26 protein-coding genes are annotated in these 26,622 nt (G+C 47.9%); 24 read left to right on the top strand and 2 right to left on the bottom strand.

The features are described from left to right. Window positions 1–100 precede the first annotated feature (100 nt). From cobA to D5S11_RS05180, 4 genes are all read left to right on the top strand, one after another. Complete coding sequence (gene cobA / locus D5S11_RS05195; protein ID WP_007409740.1) at window positions 101–874, top strand: uroporphyrinogen-III C-methyltransferase; 774 nt, start codon at window positions 101–103, stop codon at window positions 872–874. Then, entirely contained in the window at window positions 875–1,660 is a 786-nt protein-coding gene (locus D5S11_RS05190) for a sirohydrochlorin chelatase (RefSeq protein ID WP_108724979.1), read from the top strand. After that, the gene (locus D5S11_RS05185; protein ID WP_108724978.1) at window positions 1,641–2,129 is read left to right on the top strand and encodes a precorrin-2 dehydrogenase/sirohydrochlorin ferrochelatase family protein; all 489 of its coding nucleotides are present in this window, start codon (window positions 1,641–1,643) and stop codon (window positions 2,127–2,129) included. The genes D5S11_RS05190 and D5S11_RS05185 overlap by 20 nt, the downstream gene beginning before the upstream one ends. A 115-nt stretch (window positions 2,130–2,244) precedes the next feature. Further along, window positions 2,245–3,395 (top strand): IS3 family transposase gene (locus tag D5S11_RS05180; protein WP_099566475.1). Its coding sequence is split into 2 segments (ribosomal slippage): window positions 2,245–2,518 and window positions 2,518–3,395, totalling 1,152 coding nucleotides; the frame shifts between segments, so codons are not numbered across the junction. A 467-nt stretch (window positions 3,396–3,862) separates the two neighbouring features. On the opposite strand, the gene D5S11_RS05170 is transcribed toward D5S11_RS05180, so the two are convergent. After that, window positions 3,863–5,569, bottom strand: a complete 1,707-nt coding sequence (locus tag D5S11_RS05170; protein ID WP_031378752.1) for an Rqc2 family fibronectin-binding protein — start codon at window positions 5,567–5,569, stop codon at window positions 3,863–3,865. A 119-nt stretch (window positions 5,570–5,688) separates the two neighbouring features. On the opposite strand from D5S11_RS05170, the gene D5S11_RS05165 reads away from it, so the two are divergent. From D5S11_RS05165 to spoVM, 17 genes are all read left to right on the top strand, one after another. Beyond that, complete coding sequence (locus tag D5S11_RS05165; protein WP_007409744.1) at window positions 5,689–8,361, top strand: calcium-translocating P-type ATPase, SERCA-type; 2,673 nt, start codon at window positions 5,689–5,691, stop codon at window positions 8,359–8,361. An 81-nt stretch (window positions 8,362–8,442) separates the two neighbouring features. Next, entirely contained in the window at window positions 8,443–9,318 is an 876-nt protein-coding gene (locus D5S11_RS05160; RefSeq protein WP_007409745.1) for a YicC/YloC family endoribonuclease, read from the top strand. 76 nt (window positions 9,319–9,394) lie between these two features. Further along, a complete protein-coding gene (remA, locus tag D5S11_RS05155; protein ID WP_003154355.1) occupies window positions 9,395–9,664 on the top strand; it encodes an extracellular matrix/biofilm regulator RemA in 270 nt (89 codons plus the stop codon). Window positions 9,665–9,671: 7 nt separating this feature from the next. After that, window positions 9,672–10,286 (top strand): guanylate kinase, encoded by a 615-nt coding sequence (gene gmk, locus D5S11_RS05150; protein WP_003154347.1) that lies wholly within the window; start codon window positions 9,672–9,674, stop codon window positions 10,284–10,286. Window positions 10,287–10,289: 3 nt separating this feature from the next. After that, complete coding sequence (rpoZ, locus tag D5S11_RS05145; protein WP_003154346.1) at window positions 10,290–10,493, top strand: DNA-directed RNA polymerase subunit omega; 204 nt, start codon at window positions 10,290–10,292, stop codon at window positions 10,491–10,493. Between the two features lie 90 nt (window positions 10,494–10,583). Then, window positions 10,584–11,804: a bifunctional phosphopantothenoylcysteine decarboxylase/phosphopantothenate--cysteine ligase CoaBC gene (coaBC, locus tag D5S11_RS05140; protein ID WP_106080021.1), complete on the top strand. Its 1,221-nt coding sequence runs from the start codon at window positions 10,584–10,586 to the stop codon at window positions 11,802–11,804. After that, window positions 11,801–14,212, top strand: coding sequence for a primosomal protein N' (gene priA, locus D5S11_RS05135; RefSeq protein ID WP_039063083.1), 2,412 nt, complete (start codon window positions 11,801–11,803; stop codon window positions 14,210–14,212). Before coaBC ends, priA begins: the two co-directional genes overlap by 4 nt. A 24-nt stretch (window positions 14,213–14,236) precedes the next feature. Then, on the top strand, window positions 14,237–14,719 hold the full coding sequence (gene def / locus D5S11_RS05130) for a peptide deformylase (protein ID WP_007409747.1): 483 nt from the start codon (window positions 14,237–14,239) through the stop codon (window positions 14,717–14,719). A 4-nt stretch (window positions 14,720–14,723) separates the two neighbouring features. Further along, window positions 14,724–15,677 carry a methionyl-tRNA formyltransferase gene (gene fmt, locus D5S11_RS05125; RefSeq protein WP_108724977.1) on the top strand — a complete coding sequence of 318 codons (954 nt, stop codon included), beginning with the start codon at window positions 14,724–14,726 and terminating at the stop codon, window positions 15,675–15,677. Further along, window positions 15,664–17,007 (top strand): 16S rRNA (cytosine(967)-C(5))-methyltransferase RsmB, encoded by a 1,344-nt coding sequence (rsmB, locus tag D5S11_RS05120; protein ID WP_108724976.1) that lies wholly within the window; start codon window positions 15,664–15,666, stop codon window positions 17,005–17,007. The genes fmt and rsmB overlap by 14 nt, the downstream gene beginning before the upstream one ends. Window positions 17,008–17,010: 3 nt before the next feature. After that, window positions 17,011–18,102, top strand: coding sequence for a dual-specificity RNA methyltransferase RlmN (rlmN, locus tag D5S11_RS05115; RefSeq protein ID WP_003154339.1), 1,092 nt, complete (start codon window positions 17,011–17,013; stop codon window positions 18,100–18,102). Window positions 18,103–18,107: 5 nt separating this feature from the next. Further along, window positions 18,108–18,869, top strand: a complete 762-nt coding sequence (locus D5S11_RS05110) for a Stp1/IreP family PP2C-type Ser/Thr phosphatase (RefSeq protein WP_007409750.1) — start codon at window positions 18,108–18,110, stop codon at window positions 18,867–18,869. Then, a complete protein-coding gene (pknB, locus tag D5S11_RS05105) occupies window positions 18,863–20,806 on the top strand; it encodes a Stk1 family PASTA domain-containing Ser/Thr kinase (RefSeq protein WP_042635187.1) in 1,944 nt (647 codons plus the stop codon). Before D5S11_RS05110 ends, pknB begins: the two co-directional genes overlap by 7 nt. 14 nt (window positions 20,807–20,820) lie before the next feature. Then, window positions 20,821–21,711 carry a ribosome small subunit-dependent GTPase A gene (rsgA, locus tag D5S11_RS05100; RefSeq protein ID WP_007409752.1) on the top strand — a complete coding sequence of 297 codons (891 nt, stop codon included), beginning with the start codon at window positions 20,821–20,823 and terminating at the stop codon, window positions 21,709–21,711. Between the two features lies 1 nt (window position 21,712). Further along, window positions 21,713–22,366 carry a ribulose-phosphate 3-epimerase gene (rpe, locus tag D5S11_RS05095; protein WP_032871447.1) on the top strand — a complete coding sequence of 218 codons (654 nt, stop codon included), beginning with the start codon at window positions 21,713–21,715 and terminating at the stop codon, window positions 22,364–22,366. Between the two features lie 65 nt (window positions 22,367–22,431). Next, on the top strand, window positions 22,432–23,076 hold the full coding sequence (locus D5S11_RS05090; protein ID WP_032866066.1) for a thiamine diphosphokinase: 645 nt from the start codon (window positions 22,432–22,434) through the stop codon (window positions 23,074–23,076). 86 nt (window positions 23,077–23,162) lie between these two features. Beyond that, window positions 23,163–23,243, top strand: a complete 81-nt coding sequence (gene spoVM / locus D5S11_RS05085; RefSeq protein ID WP_003154329.1) for a stage V sporulation protein SpoVM — start codon at window positions 23,163–23,165, stop codon at window positions 23,241–23,243. Between the two features lie 77 nt (window positions 23,244–23,320). On the opposite strand, the gene rpmB is transcribed toward spoVM, so the two are convergent. Beyond that, entirely contained in the window at window positions 23,321–23,509 is a 189-nt protein-coding gene (gene rpmB, locus D5S11_RS05080; protein WP_003154328.1) for a 50S ribosomal protein L28, read from the bottom strand. A 258-nt stretch (window positions 23,510–23,767) separates the two neighbouring features. Between rpmB and D5S11_RS05075 the strand changes: the two genes are divergently transcribed. The 3 genes from D5S11_RS05075 to sdaAB all read left to right on the top strand — a co-directional run bounded on the left by D5S11_RS05075 (window position 23,768) and on the right by sdaAB (window position 26,618). Beyond that, window positions 23,768–24,130, top strand: a complete 363-nt coding sequence (locus D5S11_RS05075; protein ID WP_003154327.1) for an Asp23/Gls24 family envelope stress response protein — start codon at window positions 23,768–23,770, stop codon at window positions 24,128–24,130. A gap of 15 nt (window positions 24,131–24,145) precedes the next feature. Further along, the gene (locus D5S11_RS05070; protein WP_032866065.1) at window positions 24,146–25,813 is read left to right on the top strand and encodes a DAK2 domain-containing protein; all 1,668 of its coding nucleotides are present in this window, start codon (window positions 24,146–24,148) and stop codon (window positions 25,811–25,813) included. 142 nt (window positions 25,814–25,955) lie between these two features. Then, window positions 25,956–26,618, top strand: a complete 663-nt coding sequence (gene sdaAB / locus D5S11_RS05065) for an L-serine ammonia-lyase, iron-sulfur-dependent subunit beta (protein WP_003154325.1) — start codon at window positions 25,956–25,958, stop codon at window positions 26,616–26,618. Window positions 26,619–26,622: the final 4 nt, after the last annotated feature.

Raw genomic sequence — 26,622 nt, 5'->3', positions numbered from 1 at the left:
AGCCGGATATCCCCCGCAATGGCGGGATATGGTAAAATAGCTGAAGTGCGGCCTCGCGGCTGTTCTGGGAAGATTTCAAAACGGATCGGGGAGACATGCTATGGGGAAAGTATTTATCGTTGGAGCCGGTCCGGGAGATCCGGACTTATTAACGGTGAAGGCAATGAAAGCCATACAGAAAGCGGACGTTATATTATATGACAGATTGGTAAGCAAAGAGATTTTACAGTATGCCGGAGAAGAAGCGGATCTGATTTACTGCGGCAAGCTCCCGGATTTTCACATTATGAAACAGGATACGATTAACCGTTTCCTTGTGAAGTATGCGAAAAAGGGGAAAACCGTTGTAAGGCTCAAGGGGGGCGACCCGTTTGTTTTCGGCCGCGGAGGCGAAGAAGCGGAGGCTCTCGCACAAAACGCCATTCCGTTTGAGATCGTTCCCGGCATTACATCAGGAATCGCGGCTGCTGCTTATGCCGGCATTCCCGTGACGCACAGAGAGGCGAGCTCCAATGTCGCATTCGTTACGGGACATTATAAACAAGAAGACGACTTTGAAGAAAAATGGAAAGCGCTGGCGACGGGCATTGATACGCTGGTGATTTATATGGGAATTAAAAATATCCGGCAGATTGAAAGAATGCTGCTGGAAAACGGCAGAGACGCCGGCACCCCGGCAGCCTTTATTCATTGGGGAACGACGGACAGGCAAAAAACAGTCGTCTGCACCGTCGGCACGCTTTCAGACACAGTGATAAAAGAAGAAATCAAAAACCCGAGCTTAATTGTTATCGGCGATGTCGTCAATTATCACTGCAAACTGGACTGGTATGCATCTGAACAGAAAAATCTGGATTTGAGCGAGGCGTTGTAAATGAAGCAGGCGATTTTATACATCGGGCACGGAAGCAGGCTGAAAAAAGCGCAGACAGAGTCGGCGGCGTTTTTAAAAGGGTGCATGCCGCACGCTGACGCTCCCATTCAGGAAATTTGTTTTTTAGAACTGCAGGAACCGTCTATTGAAGCGGGATTTGAAGCATGTGTCAGACAAGGCGCCACTCATATTGCGGCCGTGCCTTTACTGCTGTTGACCGCTGCCCACGCAAAACATGACATTCCGACTGAAATCGCCCGTGCGGCGGCCCTGCATCCCGATATAAAAGTGACATATGGTGTTCCGATCGGAGTGGACGATGAAGTCGTAAAAGCGGTGCATCATCGCATTGAAGATACCGGAGTGCCCATTGAGCAGGCGAAAGTGGTGCTGATCGGAAGAGGAAGCACAGATCCGGCAGTTAAGAACGCAGTCAGTGAGATTGCCGGAAAACTTGAGGCGATTACACCTGTTAAAGAAGTCATCCCTTGTTTTTTAACAGCATGTGATCCGCACTATAAAGAAGTGTTTGCCGGCCTTGAAGAGGATGACGGAGCACCCGTTTTTAACGTTCCATATCTTCTGTTTACCGGGCTTTTAATGACTGAGATTGAACGGGAAGTTCAAAAGCTTCAAACGGTCAATCAAAATGTTCATCTCGCTTCATACTTAGGTTTTCACCCGCATATTAAGCAGGCGTTTTTGAACCGTGTGTCAGAAGCTGTTCGAAACCCCGGCGGTCAGTTTGATTTTAAGGGGGGACAGTATGCTGCCTCTGCACATTAATTTAAGCGGAAAAAGAATTATCATCGCGGGCGGAGGCAATGTTGCCTTTAGAAGGCTCAAAACGGTGCTTCCGGAAGGCGCGGATATTACTGTAATCAGTCCCGATGCCCTGCCCGAAATTAAACAGCTGGCGGATGAAGGACGCATCCGCTGGGTTTCCCGTAAAATTGAAATGAAGGATCTCGCGCCCGCTTTTTTCATCATTGCCGCGACAAATGACCGCAACGTGAATCAGGAGATAGCCGCGAGCGCTTCTGAAACGCAGCTGGTCAATTGTGTAAGCGATGCTGAACAGGGCAGCGTGTATATGCCGAAGATCATCCGCAAAGGGCGCATTCAAGTATCCGTATCAACAAGCGGCGCAAGCCCGGCACATACGAAAAGACTGGCTGAGGACATAGAGCATCTCATTACTGCTGATTTGGCTGAAGAAGTGGATCGATTATTTGAGAAAAGAAGAAGACCATAAAAAACACCTTGTCTGTCATCAGGGACTGACCCCATAAGATGAGACAAATAAAAACACCTTCAAGTTTGAATACGGATGATTGTTATCCGAAATTAGACTTGGAGGTGTTTTTTCTATGGGGACAAGAGTGAGTTATCCGGTTGAAGCGAAACAGAAGGCTGTAGAAATGAGATTGGCAGGCGTACCTATGAAAGAGATCATGCAGGAGTTGAATATTAAGAATAAGACACAGGTTCAGACATGGGTTAGATGGTATAAGGCTGGTGATACACATCGATTCGAACAGCCTGTTGGAAAGCAATACACTTACGGAAAAGGTCCGGAGTATTCTTCCGATTTAGAGAAACTGCAGGCAGAGATTCGTTACCTGAGACAACAGAATGAAGTTTTAAAAAAGTACAACGAATTGGAAAGGAAGTTGATAGCGAAACGTCAGTCGAACTTGTAGAAATATTGCACAGCACAATGACCGTACAGGATATCTGTATTCATTTAGGTATCTCTCGAGCGTCTTATTATCGTTGGAAGAAGAATCTGATGAAGGATCATCCCAAGCGCCATTTGGAAAAACAAATCGGCACGTTGTGCCGAGAGCACAAGTATCGATATGGATATCGAAAAATCACAGCCATACTAAAAAAGAGAATGTGTATTAACCATAAAACGGTTCAACGTATTATGCAGAAAAATCAATGGCAGTGTCGGGTTAAGGTGAAAAAGCGCAAGAAGGATGGGCAGCCATATGCCGTGGTCGATAATATATTGGATCGGAACTTTCAGTCTGATCGTCCTCTTGAAAAACTAGTAACGGACATCACATATTTGCCTTATGGACAGAAACAATTGTACCTTTCCAGTATATTAGATTTATACAATGGAGAAGTGATTGCTTTTACTATTGGGGATAAGCAGGACACAGCCTTTGTCTTAGACACACTTGATCAGCTACCAATGCTGCCTGAGAACTGCGTGTTACATAGTGACCAAGGTTCTGTGTATACATCTTACGAGTATCAAAAAGCTGTTAAAACAAAAGGCATTACCATGAGCATGTCCCGCAAAGGGACGCCCGCTGATAATGCCTCCATCGAATCGTTTCATTCCTCGCTAAAGTCTGAAACGTTCTATCTTAACAGCATTGATCGAACTACGACTGCCATCGTAGAACGCACTGTCATAGAATACATTCATTATTATAACAATATTCGTATTCAAACCAAACTAAACAACCAATCACCGATAAACTATCGGCAATTGGCTGTTTAAAAGGTGTTTTGACCCCTGTCTCAAAAACGGGGGGCAGTCCCTCAGGCAGGGTGTTTTTTATACTGTCCTGACAGTCCCCGATTGTGAACAATTCAAAACGAAAGCGGGCAGTTTGAACGGTATATGCCGGCAAGCGGTCAGGATTGCGAAGTGACGCGGAATATGTATCTGATCCCAATGCCGCCTGGATTCCGCCCGCATACAAAGGAAAGGTCAGAGACCCGGCATGATTATATTAACTGGGCCGGATGTGTTCAGGTTTGACGAGGGAAGGTGATAGTATCCGCCGCCAAATCAGGTGTGACCGCTTTAATCAGAGGACGGTCCCCGGCGGATCAGGCAGACATGACGGGAAACTGATCAGATATTGTAAAGATCGGTTCTGATGGCTGGGAGAGTGTCGTCTCCGTTTATACGTAAGAAAAAACACCTCCAAGCTGAGTGCGGATTTCAGCTTGGAGGTGTGTTTATTTTTTCAGCCGTATGACAAGGTCGGCATCAGGTGTGACAAATACGGTATGCTGGCTGTCATAGGTGACAAATCCGGGCTTTGCGCCGTTTGGCTTTTTCACGTGTCTGATTTTTGTATAATCAACGGGAACGGAGCCGGAATCTTTCGCCTTGGAAAAATAAGCGGCGATCGCAGCCGCCTCCAGTATGGATTGTTCATCCGGATCGCTGCTTTTAATCACAACGTGGGAACCGGGAATGTCTTTCGTGTGGAACCATAAATCATCCCTTGCGGCAGCTTTTGTCGTTAAGTACTCATTTTGTTTATTGTTTTTGCCGACAAGAATCGTCAATCCCCGTGAAGATTCATATTGTTCCAAAACAGGAACGTGCTGCTTCTGTTTTTTCTGTCCTCGCTGCTGTTTCGGTCGCAGATATTTGCCTTCCACAAGCTCTTCCCTTATTTCGTGAATATCCTTTGTGGAGGCGGAGGAGAGCTGCTGGATCAGCTGATCGAAATAAGCGATTTCCTCCTCGGCCAGACGGATCTGTTCTTTTACCACCTCGACGGAATTCTTCGCCTTTTGGTACTTTGTAAAATACATCTGCGCGTTTTCTGACGGTGTTTTGTTCGGATTTAAAGGGATGGTCACCGTCTTACTTTCTTCATCATAATAATTGATGACTTCCGCTTCTTTGTCACCTTTTTTCAGCATATACAAATTTGCCGTCAGCAGTTCGCCGTATAGCTGGAATTCCTTCGCATTCTCTGAGTAGTCGAGCGTCTTTTCCAGCTTTTTTATCTTATTGGCGTTCTTTTTCCGTTCATTTGCGACAAACCGCTCAAGATCCTGAGCCTGCTGTTTGACGCGGTCGCGTTCCGCCTTGCCGAAATAAAACCGGTCCAACAGCTCACTCAGTGAGTGAAAGGTGCGCTCCTCTCCGTTTACATGTGTGAGAGACAGGAGATAAAAGTATTCCTTTCCGCCGGCTGTCGTAATGTTCGGTGTAAACCTGCAATCTTTCACGGCATGGAACATTTCAATCAGCGTCTTCGGCAGCGTTATTTTGTTAGCGAGGCCCGCTCTGTGCACGGCTTCTTTTGCAAACAGCGGAGAAACACCGGAGAAATGTCTGACGATCTGCTGGTCAAGCCGTCCTTCCTGAAAACTGAGATAACGCAAAACGTCCTCTTCATCCGCGGCAAGCGGCGAAATTTTTTCCTGAGCGGGAGGAAGCTTGTAATCATATCCCGGCAGAACGGTCCGGTAGCTGTTCATCGACGGAGATAAATGTTTCAGCCCGTCGATGATGGCTCCTTCTCCGTCAGTCAGAATAATATTGCTGTGCCGCCCCATAATTTCAACATACAGCGTTCTGACGGTTTCGTCGCCGATTTCATTTCTGCTTTTTATGCGGAATATCATAATCCGGTCTAATCCGGCCTGTTCTATTTTCTCAATAAATCCGCCTTCGATATGCTTTCTGAGCAGCATACAAAACATCGGCGGCTCGCTCGGATTTTCATAGGCCTGGTTTGTCATGTGCACCCGTGAATAGCTCGGATGCGCCGATAATAATAATTTATGGTTTTTTCCGTTAGCGCGGATATGAAATATCACATCGTGCTTAAAAGGCTGATGGACTCTCGTAATCCGGCCTCCGGCGATCCGGCTGTTTAATTCATGTGTCATTCCGTATGTAAACATGCCATCAAAAGACATATAAAACACCCTTTCCTTCTTCCTGCATTCGATAATTATAGCATGAAAAGGGACGAGTCAGAATAAGCTTGTTTACAGAGTGACATCTCTAAAGCGAGGCAGGGGAGTGGACGAGAAGAATGAAGTTTCATGAAATGGGACAAACCGATTTGCTGAAAGCAACAAATACGTCCATTAAACAGGGGTTGACCGAAAAAGAGGTGAAAAAACGCCTTGAAAAGCACGGACCGAACGAGCTTCAGGAGGGCAAGAGGACACCGGCGATCGCCGTGTTTTTCGCCCAATTTAAAGATTTTATGGTGCTCGTGCTGCTGGCGGCAACCTTAATATCCGGGTTTTTAGGCGAATATGTAGATGCCGTAGCGATTATGGCGATTGTATTTGTCAATGGGGTTCTCGGTTTTTTTCAAGAGCGGCGGGCGGAAAAGTCTTTACATGCATTAAAAGAGCTGTCAACGCCGTATGTGTCAGCGTTGCGGGACGGGAGCTGGAAGAAAATTCAGTCCAAGGAGCTCGTTCCCGGCGATATCATGAAATTTTCAAGCGGCGACCGGATTGGCGCGGATGTGCGGATCGTTGAAGCGAAAAGCCTTGAAATTGAGGAATCGGCGCTGACCGGGGAATCAATTCCGGTGGTTAAACAAGCTGATAAACTGAGAAAGCCGGATGTTTCGTTAGGCGACATCAGCAATATGGCGTTTATGGGTACGATCGTAACGCGCGGCAGCGGTGTCGGCGTCGTCGTCGGTACAGGAATGAATACGGCAATGGGGAAAATCGCCGATATGCTGGAATCCGCCGGCAGCCTTTCAACACCGCTGCAGCGAAGACTTGAAGAGCTCGGCAAAATTTTAATTATCGTCGCGCTCCTTTTAACGGTATTGGTCGTTGCAGTCGGCGTCTTACAGGGACATGAGCTTTACAGCATGTTTTTGGCCGGGGTGTCATTGGCCGTCGCCGCGATTCCGGAAGGGCTTCCCGCCATTGTTACGGTGGCATTATCAATCGGCGTCCAGCGCATGATCAAACAAAAATCAATTGTCAGAAAGCTCCCGGCGGTTGAAACATTGGGCTGCGCCTCTGTCATTTGTTCTGATAAAACCGGCACGCTGACACAAAACAAAATGACCGTCACCCATATGTGGTCAGGGGGAAAAACATTTAAAGTGTCAGGCATCGGCTATGAGCCGGAGGGCGTTTTCACCCGAGATGAGCGGGAAATCAAGCCGAAAGATGAGAAGATTCTTGAACAGATGCTGGTTTTCGGCGCGTTGTGCAACACATCCGAAATCGCACTGAAAGACGGCCATTATGTACTCGACGGCGATCCGACAGAAGGAGCGCTGCTGACGGCTGCAAGAAAGGGCGGCTATTCAAACGATTGGCTCAGCGGGCACTACCGCGTGGTTGCCGAGTTTCCGTTTGACTCCGTCCGCAAAATGATGACCGTCATTGTAGAGGATCAGGAAAAAAAGCAGTTCGTCATCACTAAAGGAGCGCCCGATGTGCTGATTGACCGCTCGTCACATCTGATGTACGACGCAAGAAGCGCGCCATTTTCTGGAGAAAAGAAAGCAGAAACGGAAGCGGTTCTGAAAGAGCTGGCGTCGCAAGCTTTGCGTACGATCGGGATTGCTTATAAACCGCTTAAGCCCGGAGAAAAACCGACAATGGAGCAGGCGGAAAAAAATCTGACGATGCTCGGCTTGTCAGGCATAATTGATCCGCCCCGTCCGGAGGTCAGACAGGCGATTAAAGAATGCCGTGAAGCCGGCATTAAAACGGTTATGATCACAGGGGATCACGTCGAAACGGCAAAGGCCATTGCGAAAGATTTGCGTCTTCTTCCGAAAAAGGGGCGTGTGATGGACGGGAAGACGCTGAATGAGCTTACGGAGAAAGAACTTATCGAAACGGTCGATGATGTCTACGTCTTCGCACGTGTGTCGCCTGAACATAAATTAAAAATCGTCAAAGCGTTCCAGGAAAACGGACACGTCGTCGCCATGACGGGAGACGGGGTTAATGACGCGCCGGCCATAAAGCAGGCAGATATCGGCGTTGCCATGGGCGTGACGGGAACGGATGTGGCAAAGGAAGCCTCTTCTCTCATTCTGGTAGATGATAACTTTGCTACGATTAAATCAGCCATAAAAGAGGGACGGAATATCTATGAAAATATAAGAAAATTCGTCCGGTATTTGCTCGCCTCCAACGTCGGTGAAATTTTAGTGATGCTGTTTGCGATGCTTCTCGCTCTGCCGCTGCCGCTCGTTCCGATTCAGATACTGTGGGTGAACTTAGTCACTGACGGGCTGCCGGCGATGGCCCTCGGTATGGATCAGCCGGAAGGAGACCTGATGAGGCGGAAGCCGCGGCACCCGAAAGAAGGAGTGTTTGCGAGAAAACTGGGCTGGAAAGTCGTATCAAGAGGGTTTTTAATCGGAGCTGCAACCATTTTAGCGTTTATCATCGTCTATCACCGCAATCCTGAAAATCTGCCCTACGCACAGACCGTTGCATTCGCGACTCTTGTCCTGGCTCAGCTTATACACGTGTTTGACTGCCGGAGCGAAACGTCTGTTTTCTCCCGGAATCCGTTTGAAAATATCTATCTGCTCGGGGCCATCATTTCTTCTATCTTCCTGATGGTCATCGTCATCTATTATCCGCCGCTGCAGCCGATTTTCAAAACAGTGCCGATTACGCCGGGCGATTGGATGCTGATTATCGGTATGTCGGGCATACCTACTTTTTTGCTGGCGGGTTCACTTTTGACAAGAAAAAAATAATTCCATATGATATAATCTTAGGGGTAATAGCATGTCTATTGCCCTTTTATTTTGATAACGGGAAAGAATTGGGTGTTTCATATGATACGGAGTATGACAGGCTTCGGCAGCGCAAGCAGCACAAAAGGCGATCTCTCGGCAACCGTTGAATTGAAATCCGTCAATTACCGGTTCAAAGAAGTGAACGCCCGCCTGCCACGGCCTTTGCTATATGTAGAGGATAAGCTGAAACAAACGATATTGCAGCATATACAGCGCGGAAGAGTAGAGCTGTTTCTCACTGTAAACAGTGACGCGCTCATAAAAAGAAGCCTGAACATCGATTGGGAGCTCCTTGATGAATATGTGAGCGCCGCACGCGTCATGAAAGAGCGCTACAGCCTGGCCGCAGAACCCGATGCAATGGAGTTCTTTAAATTTGAACATATTGCGCAGATACACGAAGAACAAATGCGTGATGACAAGCTTGAAGAAGTCATCAGGGAAGCCGCTGAGCTGGCTGTAAAGGAACTTTGTGACATGAGGGAAAAAGAAGGACGGCTTTTGGCGGAAGACTGCTTTCTGCACATTGAGCGGCTTGAGACGCTGTCCGAACAGGTGAAAGAGCGCGCTTCGGCCGTTGTTATTCAATACCGCGAGCGTCTTTACGCCCGAATGAAGGAATGGACGGAGGATGCGCTCGACGAAAGCAGGCTGATCACGGAATGCGCCATTTTCGCCGATCGTTCTGATATAACGGAAGAAATTACCAGGTTGAAGAGCCATTTTGTTCAATTCCGTGATATATTAAAAGAAGGCGGGGCAGTCGGCCGCAAACTTGATTTCCTTGTTCAGGAGCTTAACCGGGAAGCGAACACGATCGGCTCAAAAGCCAATGATCATCAAATCACAAAGCTTGTCGTTGAAATGAAAAGTTCTATTGAAAAATTGAAGGAACAAGTGCAAAATATAGAATAGCGACTGTGCGTATTGTTTACAGACGGCCTCTTCAGGTTACACTAGAGACGTCTATTTTACAGGGGGAACGTAGAAGATGACGATTAAACTGATTAATATCGGATTTGGCAATATCATCTCCGCCAATCGGATGATTTCGATTGTCAGCCCGGAGTCTGCGCCAATAAAGCGAATGATCCAGGATGCAAGAGACCGCGGAATGCTAATAGACGCTACATACGGACGAAGAACCCGTGCAGTTGTCGTCATGGATAGTGATCACATTATCTTATCTGCCGTCCAGCCTGAGACAGTTGCACACAGACTTTCTGTGAAAGAAGAAATTATGGATGAAGGGCAGGGGTAATTGCCGCATGAAAGAAAGAGGGTTATTAATCGTTCTCTCAGGTCCCTCCGGAGTTGGAAAAGGAACGGTTCGGCAAGCAATATTTTCACAACAGGACACGAAATTTGAATACTCAATTTCAGTCACGACGAGAAACCCGAGAGAGGGCGAAGTCGATGGCGTCGATTATTTCTTTAAATCTAGAGATGAATTCGAACGCATGATTGAAAACAACAAACTGCTTGAGTGGGCAGAATATGTCGGCAACTATTACGGAACGCCCGTTGATTATGTCGAACAGACGCTTCAAGAAGGAAAAGACGTCTTCTTAGAGATTGAAGTGCAGGGCGCGCTCCAAGTGCGGAATGCATTTCCGGAAGGCCTGTTTATCTTCTTAGCGCCGCCGAGTCTTTCTGAGCTGAAAAACAGAATCGTGACAAGAGGGACTGAAACCGACGATTTAATCGAAAACAGAATGAATGCCGCAAAAGCTGAAATCGAAATGATGGACGCGTATGATTATGTCGTTGAAAACGACGATATCCAAACGGCTTGTGATAAGATTAACGCAATCGTTCTCGCCGAGCACTTAAAACGTGAACGCGTCGCTCCGAGATATAAGAAAATGCTGGAGGTAGAATAACTTATGTTAGATCCGTCAATTGACTCTTTAATGAATAAATTAGATTCTAAATATACGCTGGTGACCGTGTCTGCAAGACGCGCGCGTGAAATGCAGATCAAAAAAGACCAGCAGATTGAACATACCATTTCTCACAAATATGTAGGCAAAGCTTTAGAAGAAATAGACGCGGGCCTGCTTTCGTTTGAAAGAGAAGACAGCGAATAACAAGCACACGTAGCAACCTATCTCTACATAGGTTGTTATTTTTTTCCGTTTGGGATTTGTCCAATGCTTTCATAAAGGGGAGAAGACTTCATGAAAAACCGAAACATTTTGCTATGCGTAAGCGGAGGAATTGCCGTTTATAAAGCTTCCGCACTCACGAGCAAGCTGGTTCAGGCCGGCGCAAACGTCAAAGTGATTATGACTGAGTCCGCGCGTGAGTTTGTTTCTCCGCTGACATTTCAGGCGCTGAGCCGGAATGAAGTATATACAGATACATTTAATGAACAAAATCCGAAGGTGATATCTCATATTGATGCCGCTGACTGGGCGGATTTAATTATTGTCGCGCCCGCTACGGCAAATATCATCGGCAAGCTTGCCAACGGAATTGCTGACGATATGCTCACAACGACGGTGCTGGCGGCTGAGGCCCCGGTTTGGGTGGCGCCTGCGATGAATGTCCATATGTATGATCATCCGGCGGTGAAACGGAACATCTCTGTGCTTTATCAGGACGGGGTCCGCTTTATCGAGCCGAGTGAAGGCTATTTGGCATGCGGATATGTCGGCAAAGGAAGGCTGGAGGAGCCGGAGCTTATTGTTGAGCGTGTCAGAGAGCATTTTAAGGAGCCTGAAGACGATGCGCCGCTGAAAGGAAAACATATTGTCATTACGGCCGGTCCGACGCGCGAAGCCGTGGACCCTGTCCGCTTCTTCACAAATAAATCCACCGGCAAAATGGGCTACGCCGCTGCTGAAGCCGCCGTCTGTCTCGGGGCGCGGGTCACGCTGATTTCAGGCCCGGTGTCAATAGAGCCGCCAGTCGGGCTGTATCAGTTTCTTCCTGTGCAATCGGCAGCTGATATGAGAGAAGCCGTGTTTTCTGTGTTTGATTCATGCGACATGGTGATTAAGACGGCGGCCGTGGCCGATTTTACGCCGGCGGCTGTTTCTGATCACAAAATGAAGAAGAAAGACGGTTCGCTCGTGATCGAATTCAACCGTACGGCAGACATACTGAAAGAACTCGGCGAACGGAAAACACACCAGCTGCTGGTCGGATTTGCGGCTGAAACGCAAGACGTCGAACGCTATGCGCGCAGAAAACTTGAACAGAAAAACCTTGATATGATCGTTGCAAATGATGTGAAAGCAGAAGGGGCCGGATTTGGCACGGATACGAATGTCGTCACCTTCTATTTCCGGGACGGAAGAAAACGGGAGCTTGCGCTTATGTCTAAACTTGACGTTTCCTTTGAAATGCTGAAGGAAATGACCGCTTTGAAAGCCGAGGACCGAAAACCCGTATGAATGTAGCAGAAGTCATTGTCGATGTCAGCTCCAAAAACATTGACAGACCCTTTGATTACAAAATTCCCGATCATTTAAAAGGGATGATCGAAGTCGGCATGCGGGTGATTGTCCCGTTTGGCCCGCGCAAGCTTCAAGGATTTGTGACCGGTTTGAAAGATTCGTCTGAATTAAACGGCGGCTCAATGAAGGAAGTCGAGAAGCTTCTTGATTTGACGCCCGTTCTGACTGAGGAACTGATGCAGCTGTCTTCATGGCTTTCTGACAAAACGCTGTCGTTTAAAATCACGGCGCTTCAGGCAATGCTGCCCGCCGCACTGAAGGCGAAGTACGAGAAAGAGCTGAAAGTCGTTGACGAAGAAGCGCTGACACCGGACATCAAACAGCTTTTCAGGAATCAAAAAAGTCTTCTGTACTCGGATATTACCGATGAAAGCATTCTTTCGTCACTTCAAAAATTCGTGCGCAAAGGAAGCATTGATGTCACATATAAAGTCGCCCAAAAAACGAATAAAAAAATGATCCGCATGATCGAAGCGGGGGCGGACAAAGAAGAACTCGCCCGGCACGCAGATTCATTGACAAAGCAGGCTTCTAAACAGCTCGCCGTGCTTACTTATTTTATCGGCGGGGGAGCAAAGATTTCCGCGGCCGAGCTTTGCAAAAAGACCGATTCCAGTTCCGCGACGCTGAAAACGCTTCTTAAAAAGGGGCTTCTTACGGAAAGCTTTGAGGAGGTTTACCGCGATCCTTATCAGGACAGAATGTTCAAAAAAACAGAGCCGCTCTCTCTTACAGAAGAGCAGCAGGCCGCTTTTGAGCCGATTAAACAAGCTGTAGCCGATCATGTCCATCACGTCTTTCTGCTTCACGGCGTCACGGGAAGCGGCAAAACGGAAATTTACCTGCAATCCATTGAAAAAGTGCTGGCAAAAGGACAAGAAGCCATCGTGCTCGTTCCGGAAATCTCGTTGACACCGCAAATGGTCAACCGTTTTAAAGGCCGCTTCGGCTCACAGGTTGCGGTCATGCACAGCGGATTATCCACAGGTGAAAAATACGATGAATGGCGGAAGATTCAGCGCAAGGAAGTCCGGCTTGTCGTCGGAGCCAGATCGGCCATCTTTGCCCCGTTTGAAAATCTCGGCATGATCATTATTGATGAAGAGCACGAATCTTCCTATAAGCAGGAGGAAATGCCGCGGTATCATGCAAAGGACGTAGCCATCCGCCGGGCCGAGCATCACAGCTGTCCGGTCGTCCTCGGGAGCGCCACGCCGACATTGGAGTCATTTGCGCGGGCGAAAAAAGGCGTTTATGAGCTGCTTCCATTAAAACATCGCGTAAATCGCCAGCTCATGCCTGACGTTTCTCTCGTTGATATGAGAGAAGAACTGAGAAACGGCAACAGATCAATGTTTTCAAGAGAGCTGATGGAACAGCTGGAAGAGAAGCTTGCAAAAAAAGAGCAGGCCGTCCTTTTTCTGAATAAACGGGGGTATTCCTCGTTTGTGATGTGCCGGGACTGCGGTTATGTGCCGCAATGTCCGCATTGCGACATTTCAATGACTTATCACCGCTACGGACAAAGGCTGAAATGCCATTACTGCGGCCATGAGGAACCTGTCCCGGGAACATGCCCGGAATGCGGCAGCGAACATATCCGCTTTTTCGGCACGGGCACGCAGCGTGTGGAGGAGGAGCTTACCAAAGTGCTGCCTCAGGCGCGCGTGATCAGGATGGATGTGGACACCACTTCAAGAAAAGGCGCCCATGAAAAACTGTTGTCAGCGTTCGGTGAAGGGAAGGCGGATATCCTGCTCGGCACGCAAATGATCGCAAAAGGGCTTGATTTTCCGAACGTGACGCTCGTCGGAGTATTAAGCGCAGATACGACGCTTCACATCCCTGATTTCAGGGCCGCGGAGAAGACATTCCAGCTGCTGACGCAGGTAAGCGGACGGGCCGGGCGGCATGAAAAGCCGGGAACGGTGGTCATTCAAACGTATACACCGTCTCATTACAGCATTCAGCTGACGAAAACGCATGACTATGAAACTTTTTTTCAGCAGGAAATGGCGCACAGACGGGCCCAGTCATACCCGCCTTATTATTACGTGGCGCTGGTGACCGTTTCTCATGAAGAAGCGGCAAAAGCCGCGGTCACCGCAGAAAAGATTACAAACTATTTAAGAGCGGGATGCGGGCCTGATACGAAAATTCTCGGGCCGGCGGCTTCCCCGATCGCCAGGATCAAAGATAGATATCGCTATCAATGCGTGATAAAATACAGACAGGAAAACGAGTTGCAGATTCAGTTGAAAAAGATACTGGAGCACTATAAACGCGACATTGCGCAAAAGCATGTCATGATTTCAATCGATATGAATCCGTACATGCTGATGTAACATTAGTTTTTGGAGGGCAAAATTTTGGCTGTGAAAAAAATCGTCACACATCCGGCGGAGGTTCTGGAAACACCAGCCGATGAAGTGACAGTGTTTGATAAAAAATTAAAAAAACTGCTTGACGATATGTACGATACGATGCTCGAAATGGATGGCGTCGGCCTCGCCGCGCCGCAAATCGGCATTTTAAAAAGAGCGGCCGTCGTGGACATCGGTGAAGAAAGCGGCCGGATCGACCTTGTAAATCCGGTTATTCTTGAAAAGAGCGGTGAACAGACCGGAGTCGAGGGCTGCTTAAGCTTTCCCGGGGTTTACGGCGATGTCACCCGCCCGGATTACGTAAAGGTAAAAGCCTATAACCGTAAAGGAAAACCGTTTATTTTAGAAGCGGAGGGTTTTTTGGCCAGAGCCGTTCAGCATGAAATGGATCATTTAGACGGCATTTTATTCACATCAAAAATTACGGCTTACTATACTGAAGAAGAACTGGCAGAAATGGAAGGATGATTGGATGACAAGGATCGTTTTTATGGGAACGCCCGATTTTTCAGTTCCCGTCCTGCGCACGCTTATTGAAGACGGGTATGAAGTGGTTGGTGTCGTTACGCAGCCTGACCGCCCGAAAGGCAGAAAAAAAATCATGACGCCCCCTCCTGTAAAGGCTGAAGCTGAACGTCACGGCATTCCCGTGCTTCAGCCCGAAAAAGTAAGGCTCGAAGAAGAAATAGAAAAAGTGCTCAGCCTGAAGCCGGACCTGATTGTTACGGCGGCATTCGGACAGATCCTGCCCAAGCAGCTGCTGGACGGCCCGAAATACGGCTGTATCAACGTACACGCGTCACTATTGCCTGAATTAAGAGGCGGAGCGCCGATACATTATTCGATTCTCCAAGGCAAGAAGAAAACGGGCGTGACAATCATGTATATGGTTGAAAAGCTTGATGCGGGCGATATGATTTCGAAAATCGAAGTGGAAATTGATGAAACGGATAACGTCGGCACGCTTCACGACAAATTAAGCATAGCGGGGGCGAAGCTTTTGTCAGAGACCGTCCCGAACGTCATTTCCGGAAATATTAAACCGATCAAACAGGACGAATCAAAAGCGACTTACGCGCCTAACATTAAGCGTGAGCAGGAGCGGATTGATTGGGCAAAGCCCGGAGAAGAGATCTACAACCAGATCAGAGGTTTAAACCCTTGGCCTGTCGCCTATACAACTTTGAACGGTCAAAATATGAAAGTATGGGCTTCTGAAAAAGTTGCGGCAAAAACTGAAGCTGCGCCCGGAACAGTCATCCGCACGGAGCAAAACGGCATTGTCGCCGCATCAGGAAACAGCACCGCCCTTTTAATCACAGAGCTGCAGCCGGCGGGAAAAAAACGGATGAAGGGCGAAGATTTTGTAAGAGGCAAAAATGTGCAGCCCGGTGACGTATTAGGAGAAGCAAATGAAGAAAATTAATGTCCGGGAGCTCGCCCTTGAAGCGCTTGAGAAGCTTGAGCAAAATCAGGCATACAGCAACCTGCTTCTTACATCGGTTATCAAAACGAACACGCTCAGCGATCAGGACAGAGGACTGCTGACAGAGCTTGTCTACGGAACGCTGCAAAATAAAATCGCCTTAGACTACATGCTGAAGCCTTTTATCCGCAAGCCGAATAAAGTGAAGCCATGGGTGATTCAGCTGCTTCGTCTGTCCGCGTATCAAATGGAGTATTTAGAAAAAATACCGGATCGCGCCGCCATTCATGAAGCGGTTGAGATCGCCAAAAAACGCGGGCATAAGGGCATTGCGTCCTTTGTCAACGGCATCCTCCGCTCCCTGCAGCGTGAAGGGGCGCCGTCATTCGCTGAAATTGAAGACCCGGTTCTCCGTCTTTCCACAGAGACAAGCCATCCCGAGTGGCTCGTAAAAGAGTGGGTCGAGGCGTACGGCTTTGAGGCAGCTGAACAGATCTGCCGGATTCATCTCATTCCGCCGAAGCAGACGCTCCGTGTCAATCACATAAAGAGCGACAGGGAAACGGTGCTGAATGAGATGGAGAATGCCGGTCTTGAAGCTGAAGCCGGAGACCTTTCTCCTGATGCGATTAAGCTTTTAAAAGGAAGCATCGCGAACACGGCATTTTTCCAAAACGGCCGGGTATCCATACAGGATGAAAGCTCAATGCTTGTCGCGCGGGCGCTGGACCCGAAGCCGGGCGAAACCGTTTTAGACGCATGCGCCGCACCGGGCGGAAAGTCGGCTCACATTGCGGAACTGATGGAGAACGAGGGGAGCCTCACATCGCTTGATCTTCACCGCCATAAAGTGAAGCTGATTAAAGAGGGCGCAGAACGGCTCGGGCTTACGATCATCGACGCGCAAACGATGGATGCGCGAAAAGCGGGAGAGGCCTTTGGCGCAGAACGGTTTGACCGTGTTCTCGTTGATGCCCCTTGCTCAGGTTTCGGCGTCATCAGAAGAAAACCCGATATGAAATATACGAAGACGCCGGAGGACAGCAGACGGCTGTCAGAAATCCAGCTCGGCATTTTAAGGGAAATCGCCCCATTAGTAAAAAAAGGTGGCACACTCGTATACAGTACGTGTACAATGGACCGGACAGAAAATGAAGAAGTTATGCATGCGTTTATACAAGAACACCCTGAGTTTGAACCCGATTTGTCTCTTGAAAAGCGGCTGCCTGAAAAGGCGAGACCCTTTGTTCAGGATGGAAGCCTTCAAATTCTTCCGCATTATTTCGGAACAGACGGTTTCTTTATTAGCAGCATGAGAAAGAAGGGATAAAAAATGACACAATTAAAAAAGACAAGCGTACGGAAAGAGCTGCGGACTGAGCAGCCGTCCATTTACTCTTTTGAATTAGATGAAATCAAACAATGGCTGACCGAGAATGGCGAAAAGCCGTTCCGCGCAGCACAGATTTTTGAATGGCTTTATGAGAAGCGGGTTTCTTCATTTGATGAAATGACAAACCTCTCAAAAAGCCTGCGTGAAAAACTCGAGAGCAATTTTGTGCTGACAACGCTGAAAACGGCTGTAAAACAGACATCTCAAGACGGCACGATGAAATTTTTATTTGAGCTTCATGACGGTTATACGATCGAAACGGTTTTAATGAGACACGAGTATGGTAATTCTGTATGTGTAACGACACAGGTCGGCTGCCGGATCGGCTGCACATTTTGCGCGTCAACGCTCGGCGGACTGAAACGGAATCTTGAAGCGGGAGAAATCGTCGCTCAAGTCGTGAAAGTGCAAAAGGCGCTTGATGAAACGGATGAACGCGTCAGCTCAGTCGTCATCATGGGAATCGGAGAGCCGTTTGATAATTTCAATGAAATGCTCGCTTTCTTAAAAATCATTAACCACGATAAAGGGCTGAACATCGGAGCGCGTCATATCACAGTTTCCACCAGCGGAATCATTCCGAAGATTTACGATTTCGCCGATCAAAAAATGCAGATCAATTTCGCGATTTCTCTGCATGCTCCGAATACGGAAATCAGAAGCCGTCTGATGCCGATTAACAAAGCCTATAAGCTTCCTGACCTTATGGAGGCCGTCAAATATTACATCGAGAAAACAGGCAGACGGATCAGCTTTGAATACGGGCTGTTCGGTGGCGTAAATGATCAGGTCGAACATGCAGAAGAGCTTGCAGAACTGTTAAAAGACGTGAAATGCCATGTCAATTTAATTCCGGTAAACTATGTGCCTGAACGGGATTACGTCCGCACACCGAGAGATCAGATTTTCGCATTCGAAAAAACGTTAAAATCCCGCGGTGTAAATGTCACGATCAGAAGAGAGCAAGGCCATGACATTGACGCGGCCTGCGGTCAGCTTCGCGCGAAGGAGCGTCAAGACGAGACGAGGTGAAGAGGTTGATTACAGCCTTGAAAACAGATACAGGTAAAGTCCGCCGGCATAATGAAGATGCGGCGGGCATTTTCACAAAAGAAGACGCGGTGCTTGCGGTTGTCGCCGACGGCATGGGCGGTCATCTTGCCGGAGATGTAGCGAGCAGGATGGCGGTTGCGGCGATGGAAGAGCAGTGGAACCGGACCGAAACGGTTCCTTCTCTGCCGTCTGCTTGCGAGGATTGGCTGAAAGACCGGATTCATGAGGCGAATGTCAAAGTACATGACCACGCTAAAGCGAATGAAGAATGCCGGGGAATGGGCACCACTGTTGTTTGCGCCTTATTCACCGGGAAGTTTGTCACTGTGGCTCATATCGGTGACAGCCGGTGCTACCTGCTTCAAGAGGGGGAATTCACTCAGCTGACTGAAGACCATTCGCTTGTGAATGAGCTGGTCAAGACGGGGGAAATTTCGAAAGAGGACGCCGAGCACCATCCGCGGAAAAATGTATTGACGAGAGCGCTGGGGACAGATGAAACCATCAGTCCCGACGCCCGTTCTTTTGAACTGTCTGACGGCGATCAGCTGCTTTTATGCTCTGACGGACTGTCAAATAAAATAGAAGATCACGAGATCAAACAAATGCTTCAAGCCGAATCTGATCCTCAGGAAAAAGTAGACCTTCTCATCAGCAAAGCGAATCAAAACGGCGGCGAAGATAACATCACGGCTGTGTTGATTGAGTTTTCCGCAGATGCAAAAGAGGGTGAAGACAAGTGCTAACCGGCAAGCGGATCAGCGGGCGTTATCATATCCTTCGGCCCATTGGCGGCGGCGGAATGGCAAACGTTTTTTTAGCTGAGGACATCATTCTCGAACGTGAAGTCGCAATTAAAATTCTGCGGTTTGACTTTGTGAATGACATTGATTTTATCAGGCGTTTCAGAAGAGAAGCACAGTCGGCATCAAGCCTCGATCATCCGAATATCGTCAGTATTTACGATATCGGGGAGGAAGGCGATATTTATTACATTGTCATGGAATATGTGGAAGGCATGACATTAAAGGAATACATAAAAGCACACGGACCGCTTCATCCGAAAGAAGCGCTGTCCGTTATGGAGCAGATCGTCTCGGCCATCGCCCATGCCCATCAAAACCATATCGTGCACCGGGATATTAAACCGCACAATATATTGATAGATCATTTAGGGCATATCAAGGTGACGGATTTCGGCATCGCCACAGCGCTTACGTCTACGACAATCACACATACGAATTCTGTGCTGGGCTCGGTTCATTATTTGTCTCCGGAGCAGGCGAGAGGCGGTCTGGCAACGAAAAAATCAGATATTTACGCGCTCGGCATCGTGCTGTTTGAGCTTTTAACAGGTAAAATTCCTTTTGACGGAGAATCAGCCGTCAGTATAGCGCTAAAGCATCTGCAAACAGAAACGCCTTCCGCCAGAAAGTGGAACCCTTCCATTCCGCAGAGCGTCGAAAACATTATTTTAAAGGCAACCGCTAAAGACCCGTTTCACCGCTATGAAAGCGCCGAGGACATGGAAGCGGACATCAGAACGGCTTTTGACGCCGGCAGGCTGAATGAACAAAAATTTTCCGTGCAGGATGATGAGGAAATGACAAAAGCCATTCCCGTTATTACTGACGGCACAAAAGCCGCGCCTCAGGCGGAGACGCCGGGGGAGACGGATGATAAGGAACAGCAGCCCGCCAAAAAGAAAAAACGGAAATGGCCGTGGGTTTTGCTGGCCGTCTGTTTCATTTTCATTATGGCAGCTGTTCTTGCGGTCACCGTGTTTCCGTCTTTATTTATGCCTAAAGATGTAAGCGTCCCCGATGTACGGGGCATGAAGTACGAAAAAGCGGAAGCCCTGCTTGAAAAGAACGGGCTCCGGGCGGATCCTGATATAACGGATATTGAAGATGAAAAAATAGAAGAGGAATTAATGGTCAAAACGGACCCAAAAGCGGGGTCTACCGTTAAAGAAAGCTCTTCTGTAAAACTGTACAAAAGCATCGGAAAACCGAAAACCCAGCTGATCGACGTGAAAGGGCGGCAGATCGGCGACGCAAAAAAAGCGCTGAAGGAAAAAGGCTTCAAACATGTCAATGTCAAAGAAGAGAACGATGACAGCGAGGCCGGCACCGTAATTGATCAGAACCCGTCAGCCGGCACCGACATGGTTGCAAGCGACGATGAAGTCAATCTAACGGTCAGCCTCGGCCCGGCGGACGTTACGCTGAGGGACTTAAAGACTTACAGCAAAGAAGCGGCTTCAGGGTATCTTGAAGATAACGGCCTGCAGCTTGTTGAAAAACAAGCCCATTCAGATGACGTGCCGGAAGGACAAGTCATGAAGCAAGAGCCGGCAGCCGGCACTGCGGTTAAGCCGGGAAGTAATGTTGAAGTGACGTTCTCGCTCGGACCTGAAGAAAAACCGGCGAAAACGGTAAAAGAAAAAATCAGCATTCCTTACGAACCCGAACATGAAGGGGACGAGCTTGAAGTGCAAATCGCCATCGATGATAAGGACCACAGCATCTCTGATACGTATGACTCATTTAAAATAAAAGAGCCGACTGAAAAAACAATTGAACTGAAGATTGATCAGGGACAGAAGGGGTATTATCAAGTGATGGTCGATCATAAAGTCGTCAGCTACAAAACGATTGAATACCCGAAAGATAATGACTGACAAGGAGGGACCCTATGCCTGAGGGCAAAATTATAAAAGCGTTAAGCGGATTCTATTATGTCTTGGATGAATCACAGGACAAGATCATTCAATGCAGGGGCCGGGGCATTTTCAGAAAAAATAAAATAACGCCCCTGGTCGGCGATTATGCCGTTTATCAGGCTGAAAATGATAAAGAAGGCTACCTGCTGGAAATCAAAGAACGAACAAACGAGCTGATCAGGCCGCCGATTTCAAATGTCGATCAGGCCGTTCTTGTCTTTTCTGCCGTTCAGCCGGCGTTCAGCACGTCTTTATTGGACCGTTTTCTCGTCCTTGTGGAAGCCAACGGCATTCACCCGATCATCTGCATAACCAAAATGGACTTAGCTGCAGACGGGGAATCGAAAGAGGCGATACTTTCTTACGTGAAAGACTATCAGGCGATCGGTTATGACGTATATGTGACGTCATCAAAAGAAAACAGCGGCTTAACAGGCATTGTGAAACACTTCGAGAACAAAACGACGGTGTTTGCCGGTCAGTCCGGAGTCGGAAAATCTTCGCTTTTAAATGCGATCAGCCCGGAGCTTGAGCTGAAAACAAACGAGATTTCCGCGCATTTGGGACGCGGAAAACATACGACGCGCCATGTGGAGCTCATTCATACATCAGGCGGTCTGGTTGCGGATACTCCGGGGTTCAGTTCGCTTGAATTTACCGGCATTGAGGAAGAAGAGCTGGGCAGCACGTTCCCTGAGATCAGAGAAATAAGCGCCTCTTGCAAATTCAGAGGCTGTCTGCATCTTAAAGAGCCGAAATGCGCGGTAAAGCAAGCGGTGGAAGAAGGAGAGATTCAGCCGTACCGCTATGAGCATTACAAAGAATTTATGCAGGAAATAAAAGAGAGAAAGCCGAGGTATTAATATGATTAAGGTTGCGCCATCAATTCTTTCCGCCGATTTTGCTTCACTGGGCGAGGAAATTAAAGACGTGGAAAAAGGAGGGGCGGACTATATCCATATTGATGTCATGGATGGCCATTTCGTCCCTAACATTACAATCGGGCCGCTTATCGTTGAAGCCGTCCGTCCGGTGACTGATCTGCCGCTGGATGTCCATCTTATGATTGAAAACCCGGACCGCTACATCCCGGCATTCGCAAAAGCCGGTGCGGACATCCTTTCCGTTCATGCTGAAGCGTGTCCGCATCTTCACCGGACCATTCAATTGATAAAAGAGCAGGGAGTAAAAGCGGGAGTTGTGCTCAATCCGCATACGCCCGTCCAAACGATTGAACATGTGATCGAGGAGCTTGACCTTGTGCTGTTAATGACGGTTAACCCCGGTTTTGGCGGACAGCGCTTCATTCATTCGGTTCTGCCGAAAATCCGTCAGGTCAAACAGCTGGCTGAGGAGAAAGGCCTGTCTGAGCTTTTAATCGAGGTGGACGGAGGCGTTAATAAAGAAACAGCCCCTTTATGCGCTGAAGCGGGCGCCAATCTGCTTGTTGCCGGGTCTGCCGTATATAATCAGCCGGATCGGAAAAAAGCCATCGCTGACATCCGAAACGCATCATAAACATGCTGAAAAAGAGCCCGGTGAAAGCCGCCGGCTCTTTTCGCGTCTAAGAGAGAGGATAACATATGAATACAATCAATATCGTTGCGGGAGGCCCGCGGGAGCTTATTCCCGATCTATCCGAATACACAGACGGAGATACGACGTGGGTCGGAGTCGATAAAGGGACGGTTGCTCTTTTGGAGGCCGGAATCATTCCGCAGGAAGCTTTCGGTGATTTTGACAGCATTACGGAAGAGGAGCTCATGCAGATTCAAAAAGCAGCGCCGGCCCTCCATGTGTATCAGGCGGAAAAAGATTATACCGATCTTGAACTCGCCCTTGACTGGGCTTTACAAAAAGAACCGGAAAACATTCGGATATTCGGTGTGACGGGCGGAAGAGCCGATCACTTTTTAGGGAATATCCAGCTGCTGTATAAAGCCTTACATAAGAATACCGATGTCGAGCTGATCGACCGGCAGAATGACATTCAGATGTTCGGGCCCGGCCGTTATACAATTGAAGAAAAAGTGCGCAGACGCTATATTTCTTTCATTCCGTTTACGGAAGCGGCAGACGGCCTGACACTCGACGGTTTTAAATATCCCCTTGATAATTGTCATATTCCTCTGGGTTCCACACTATGTATTAGTAACGAACTCATTCATTCACGAGGTACTTTTTCGTTTGCAAAAGGCATATTAATAATGGTAAGGAGCGCGGATTAGAAAAGCGGCTTCTGCCATATGCGGAAAAAACCATGAATCCTAAAGTGATGAACGCAGCGGATACGGGACTTATAGGAGGGGACAAAATGAAATTTTATACCATTAAATTGCCGAAGTTTTTAGGAGGAATTGTCCGGGCGATGCTGGGCTCATTTAGAAAAGAGTAAGCCCAAGAAGCTGAAATTGCCCTCTTTGAACGCATAAAAAACGCCTGCCGCATAAAAGGGCAGGCGTTCATTTTTGCTTATACACGCTCAACTTTACCGGATTTTAAAGCCCGGGCAGATACATATACTTTTTTAGGTTTGCCGTCAACGAGGATGCGGACCTTTTGAAGGTTGGCGCCCCAAGTACGCTTAGAAGCGTTCATTGCGTGAGAACGGTTGTTTCCGGCTTTTGTTTTTTTACCTGTAATAAAACATTTACGTGCCATTTGTTTCCCTCCTAACTGCGCGAAACATCTTTTCAAACATAGTGTCTCAGATGCTTTCGTTATACAATACTTTAAATAATTTACCACAGCTAAAAACCGTTTGCAACTATTGTTTCCCTTACTTTCAAGAAAAATCACTTGACATGTAAAACCAATCACATTTCCGCGCTGAAGGCCGCTGTCTGTATCTTTTCTTTTCATAATGGGATACATATAGTAGAATAATGATAACTCTATGCATCTGAAGGAGGAACCTGTGTGTCCATTGAAATGAAGACAAAATACGGACAGATTGATATATCCAACGAAGTCATCGCAATGGTTGCCGGAGGCGCTGCCATTGACTGTTACGGAATAGTGGGGATGGCCTCAAAAAACCAGATTAAAGACGGTTTGTCTGAAATCCTCCGGAGAGAGAACTTCGCAAAAGGCGTACATGTCCGTCAGGAAGCCGAACAAATACATATCGACATGTACATTATTGTCAGCTACGGCACTAAAATATCCGAAGTAGCCCACAATGTTCAGACGAAGGTAAAATACACAGTAAATCAAACAATCGGACTTGCAGTTGATTCTGTAAATATTTATGTCCAAGGCGTACGAGTAACGAACCCGTAGTGAGGAGGATGAGTATTGTCTAGACGAAACTTAGATGGGAGAGCTTTTGCGGCAATGATTCTGGCGGGGGCTGAGACATTGTCTCAAAACGCATCCGCGGTGGATGCGCTGAACGTGTTTCCCGTGCCTGACGGCGACACCGGAACAAATATGAATTTATCGATGTCATCCGGTGCAAGAGAGGTAGAGCACATTGACTCACCCGACATCGGCAAAGTCGGCATCGCCTTGTCAAAAGGCCTGCTTATGGGAGCGAGAGGAAACTCAGGGGTGATCTTGTCCCAATTGTTCAGAGGTTTCACAAAGAGCATTGAAAACAAAAACCAAATAGACGCCCAAGAATTTGCCGCAGCACTCCAAGCGGGAGTGGATATGGCATATAAGGCGGTCATGAAACCGGTTGAAGGAACGATTTTAACCGTGGCCAAGGATGCGGCTAAAAAAGCGGTCGCCTCGGCCAAAGAAGAAACCGATATTATTTCGGTCATGGAGGCCGTTATTGAAGAAGCGGAAGCGTCGCTGAACCGCACGCCGGATCTGCTTCCTGTTTTAAAGGACGTCGGTGTCGTTGACAGCGGCGGAAAAGGTCTGCTTTGTGTATATGAAGGCTTTTTGGCTGCTTTAAAAGGAGAGGCCGTACCGAAAAAAGCGGTTCTTCCGGCACTCGATGATATGGTGAATGCCGAGCATCATAAAAGCGCGCAGAGCATGCTGAGTACAGAAGACATTGAATTCGGATTTTGTACGGAAGTGATGGTAAGGCTGGATCAAGATAAACGGACGTTCAAGGAAGAGACGTTCAGAAACGAACTGAGCCGTTTCGGCGATTCATTGCTGGTCGTGGCTGATGACACGCTGGCGAAAGTTCATATTCATGCCGAAGAACCAGGGAACGTACTCAATCTCGCACAGCGTTACGGCGATTTGATTAAAATTAAAATTGAAAACATGAGGGAACAGCATACTTCAATCATCAGCCAAGAACATGATGAAAAAAAGCCGGCCGGCGTTATGAAAGAAGCCCGCAAGCCTTTTGGCATCGTGACTGTGGCAATGGGAGAGGGCATTTCTGAATTGTTTACGAGCATCGGCGCTTCACACGTAATCGAAGGCGGCCAGACAATGAATCCGAGCACGGAAGATATTGTTGAAGCCGTTCAGTCTGTCAATGCGGAGACGGTTTTCATTCTTCCGAACAATTCCAATATTGTGATGGCTGCCAATCAGGCGGCGAGCGTGGCTGAAGAAAATGTCATTGTCATTCCGGCAAAAACGGTCCCTCAAGGCATGACCGCCCTGCTTGCGTTTAACCCTGACCAGCCGGCTGACGTAAATGAAGCCAATATGCTTGAGGCCATCCGGAATGTGAAAAGCGGACAGGTGACATATTCAGTCAGAGACACCCATATCGACGGCAAAGATATTAAAAAAGGTGATTTTATCGGCATTTTAAACAGTTCAATTATCGGCAGCGCCGAAGATCGGATAAGTGCGGCGAAATTGCTGCTGGATGAAATGATCGGGGATGAAGATGAAATCATCACCATCCTGTACGGAGAGGACGCGCCGGAAGAAGAAGCTGAGAAACTCGCTGAGTATATTGCAAGCGTCTGTGAAGATATCGAGGTTGAAATCCATAACGGCAGACAGCCTCTGTATCCATATATATTTGCGGCAGAATAGAAGGGCTTATCAGGCCCTTCTATTCTTATGCCTTTATTTACCTGCGGCAGTGCGGCAGTGTGCCTGCTTGCCAATTGAGAAATGTTCAATTAGTCTAAAGAAAAGCGCTGAATAAAGTGATGTTAAGGAGGAACAAACCAGCATGAAGTATAGAAGCGTTTTTGATATTATCGGCCCGGTAATGATCGGTCCGTCCAGTTCACATACCGCAGGCGCCGCCCGGATCGGCAGAGTGGCCAGAAGCTTATTCAGGCGGGAGCCCCGCCGAATCGTTGTGTCTTTTTACGGATCATTTGCGGAGACGTATAAGGGTCACGGCACTGATGTCGCGATTATCGGCGGCCTGCTTGATTTTGATACATTTGATGAGCGGATTAAAACAGCGATTCAAATTGCGGAAGAGAAGGGCATATATGTAGAGTTCCGTACAGAGGATGCCGTGCCCGTTCATCCGAATACAGCGCGCATCGTCATTTCTGATGATGAGGGAGAGCTTGCCCTTACCGGTATTTCCATCGGCGGCGGAAAAATAGAAATCACGGAGCTCAACGGCTTTGAGCTGCGTTTGTCCGGAAACCATCCGGCTATTTTAGTCGTTCACAATGATAAATTCGGCACGATTGCAGGCGTTGCCAATGTGCTTGCGAAATTCTCCATCAACGTCGGACATATGGAAGTGGCGCGTAAGGACGTCGGCCAGCTTGCGCTGATGACGATTGAGGTCGATCAGAATATTGAAGAAGAAGTGCTTGACGAGCTTTCAACACTTCCTAATATTATACAGGTTACTAAGATAGCTGACTAAAAAG

It is taken from the genome of Bacillus sp. L75, from assembly GCF_003676355.1.
GTDB lineage: Bacteria > Bacillota > Bacilli > Bacillales > Bacillaceae > Bacillus > Bacillus velezensis.
This window is presented reverse-complemented; position numbering and strand designations above follow the sequence as displayed.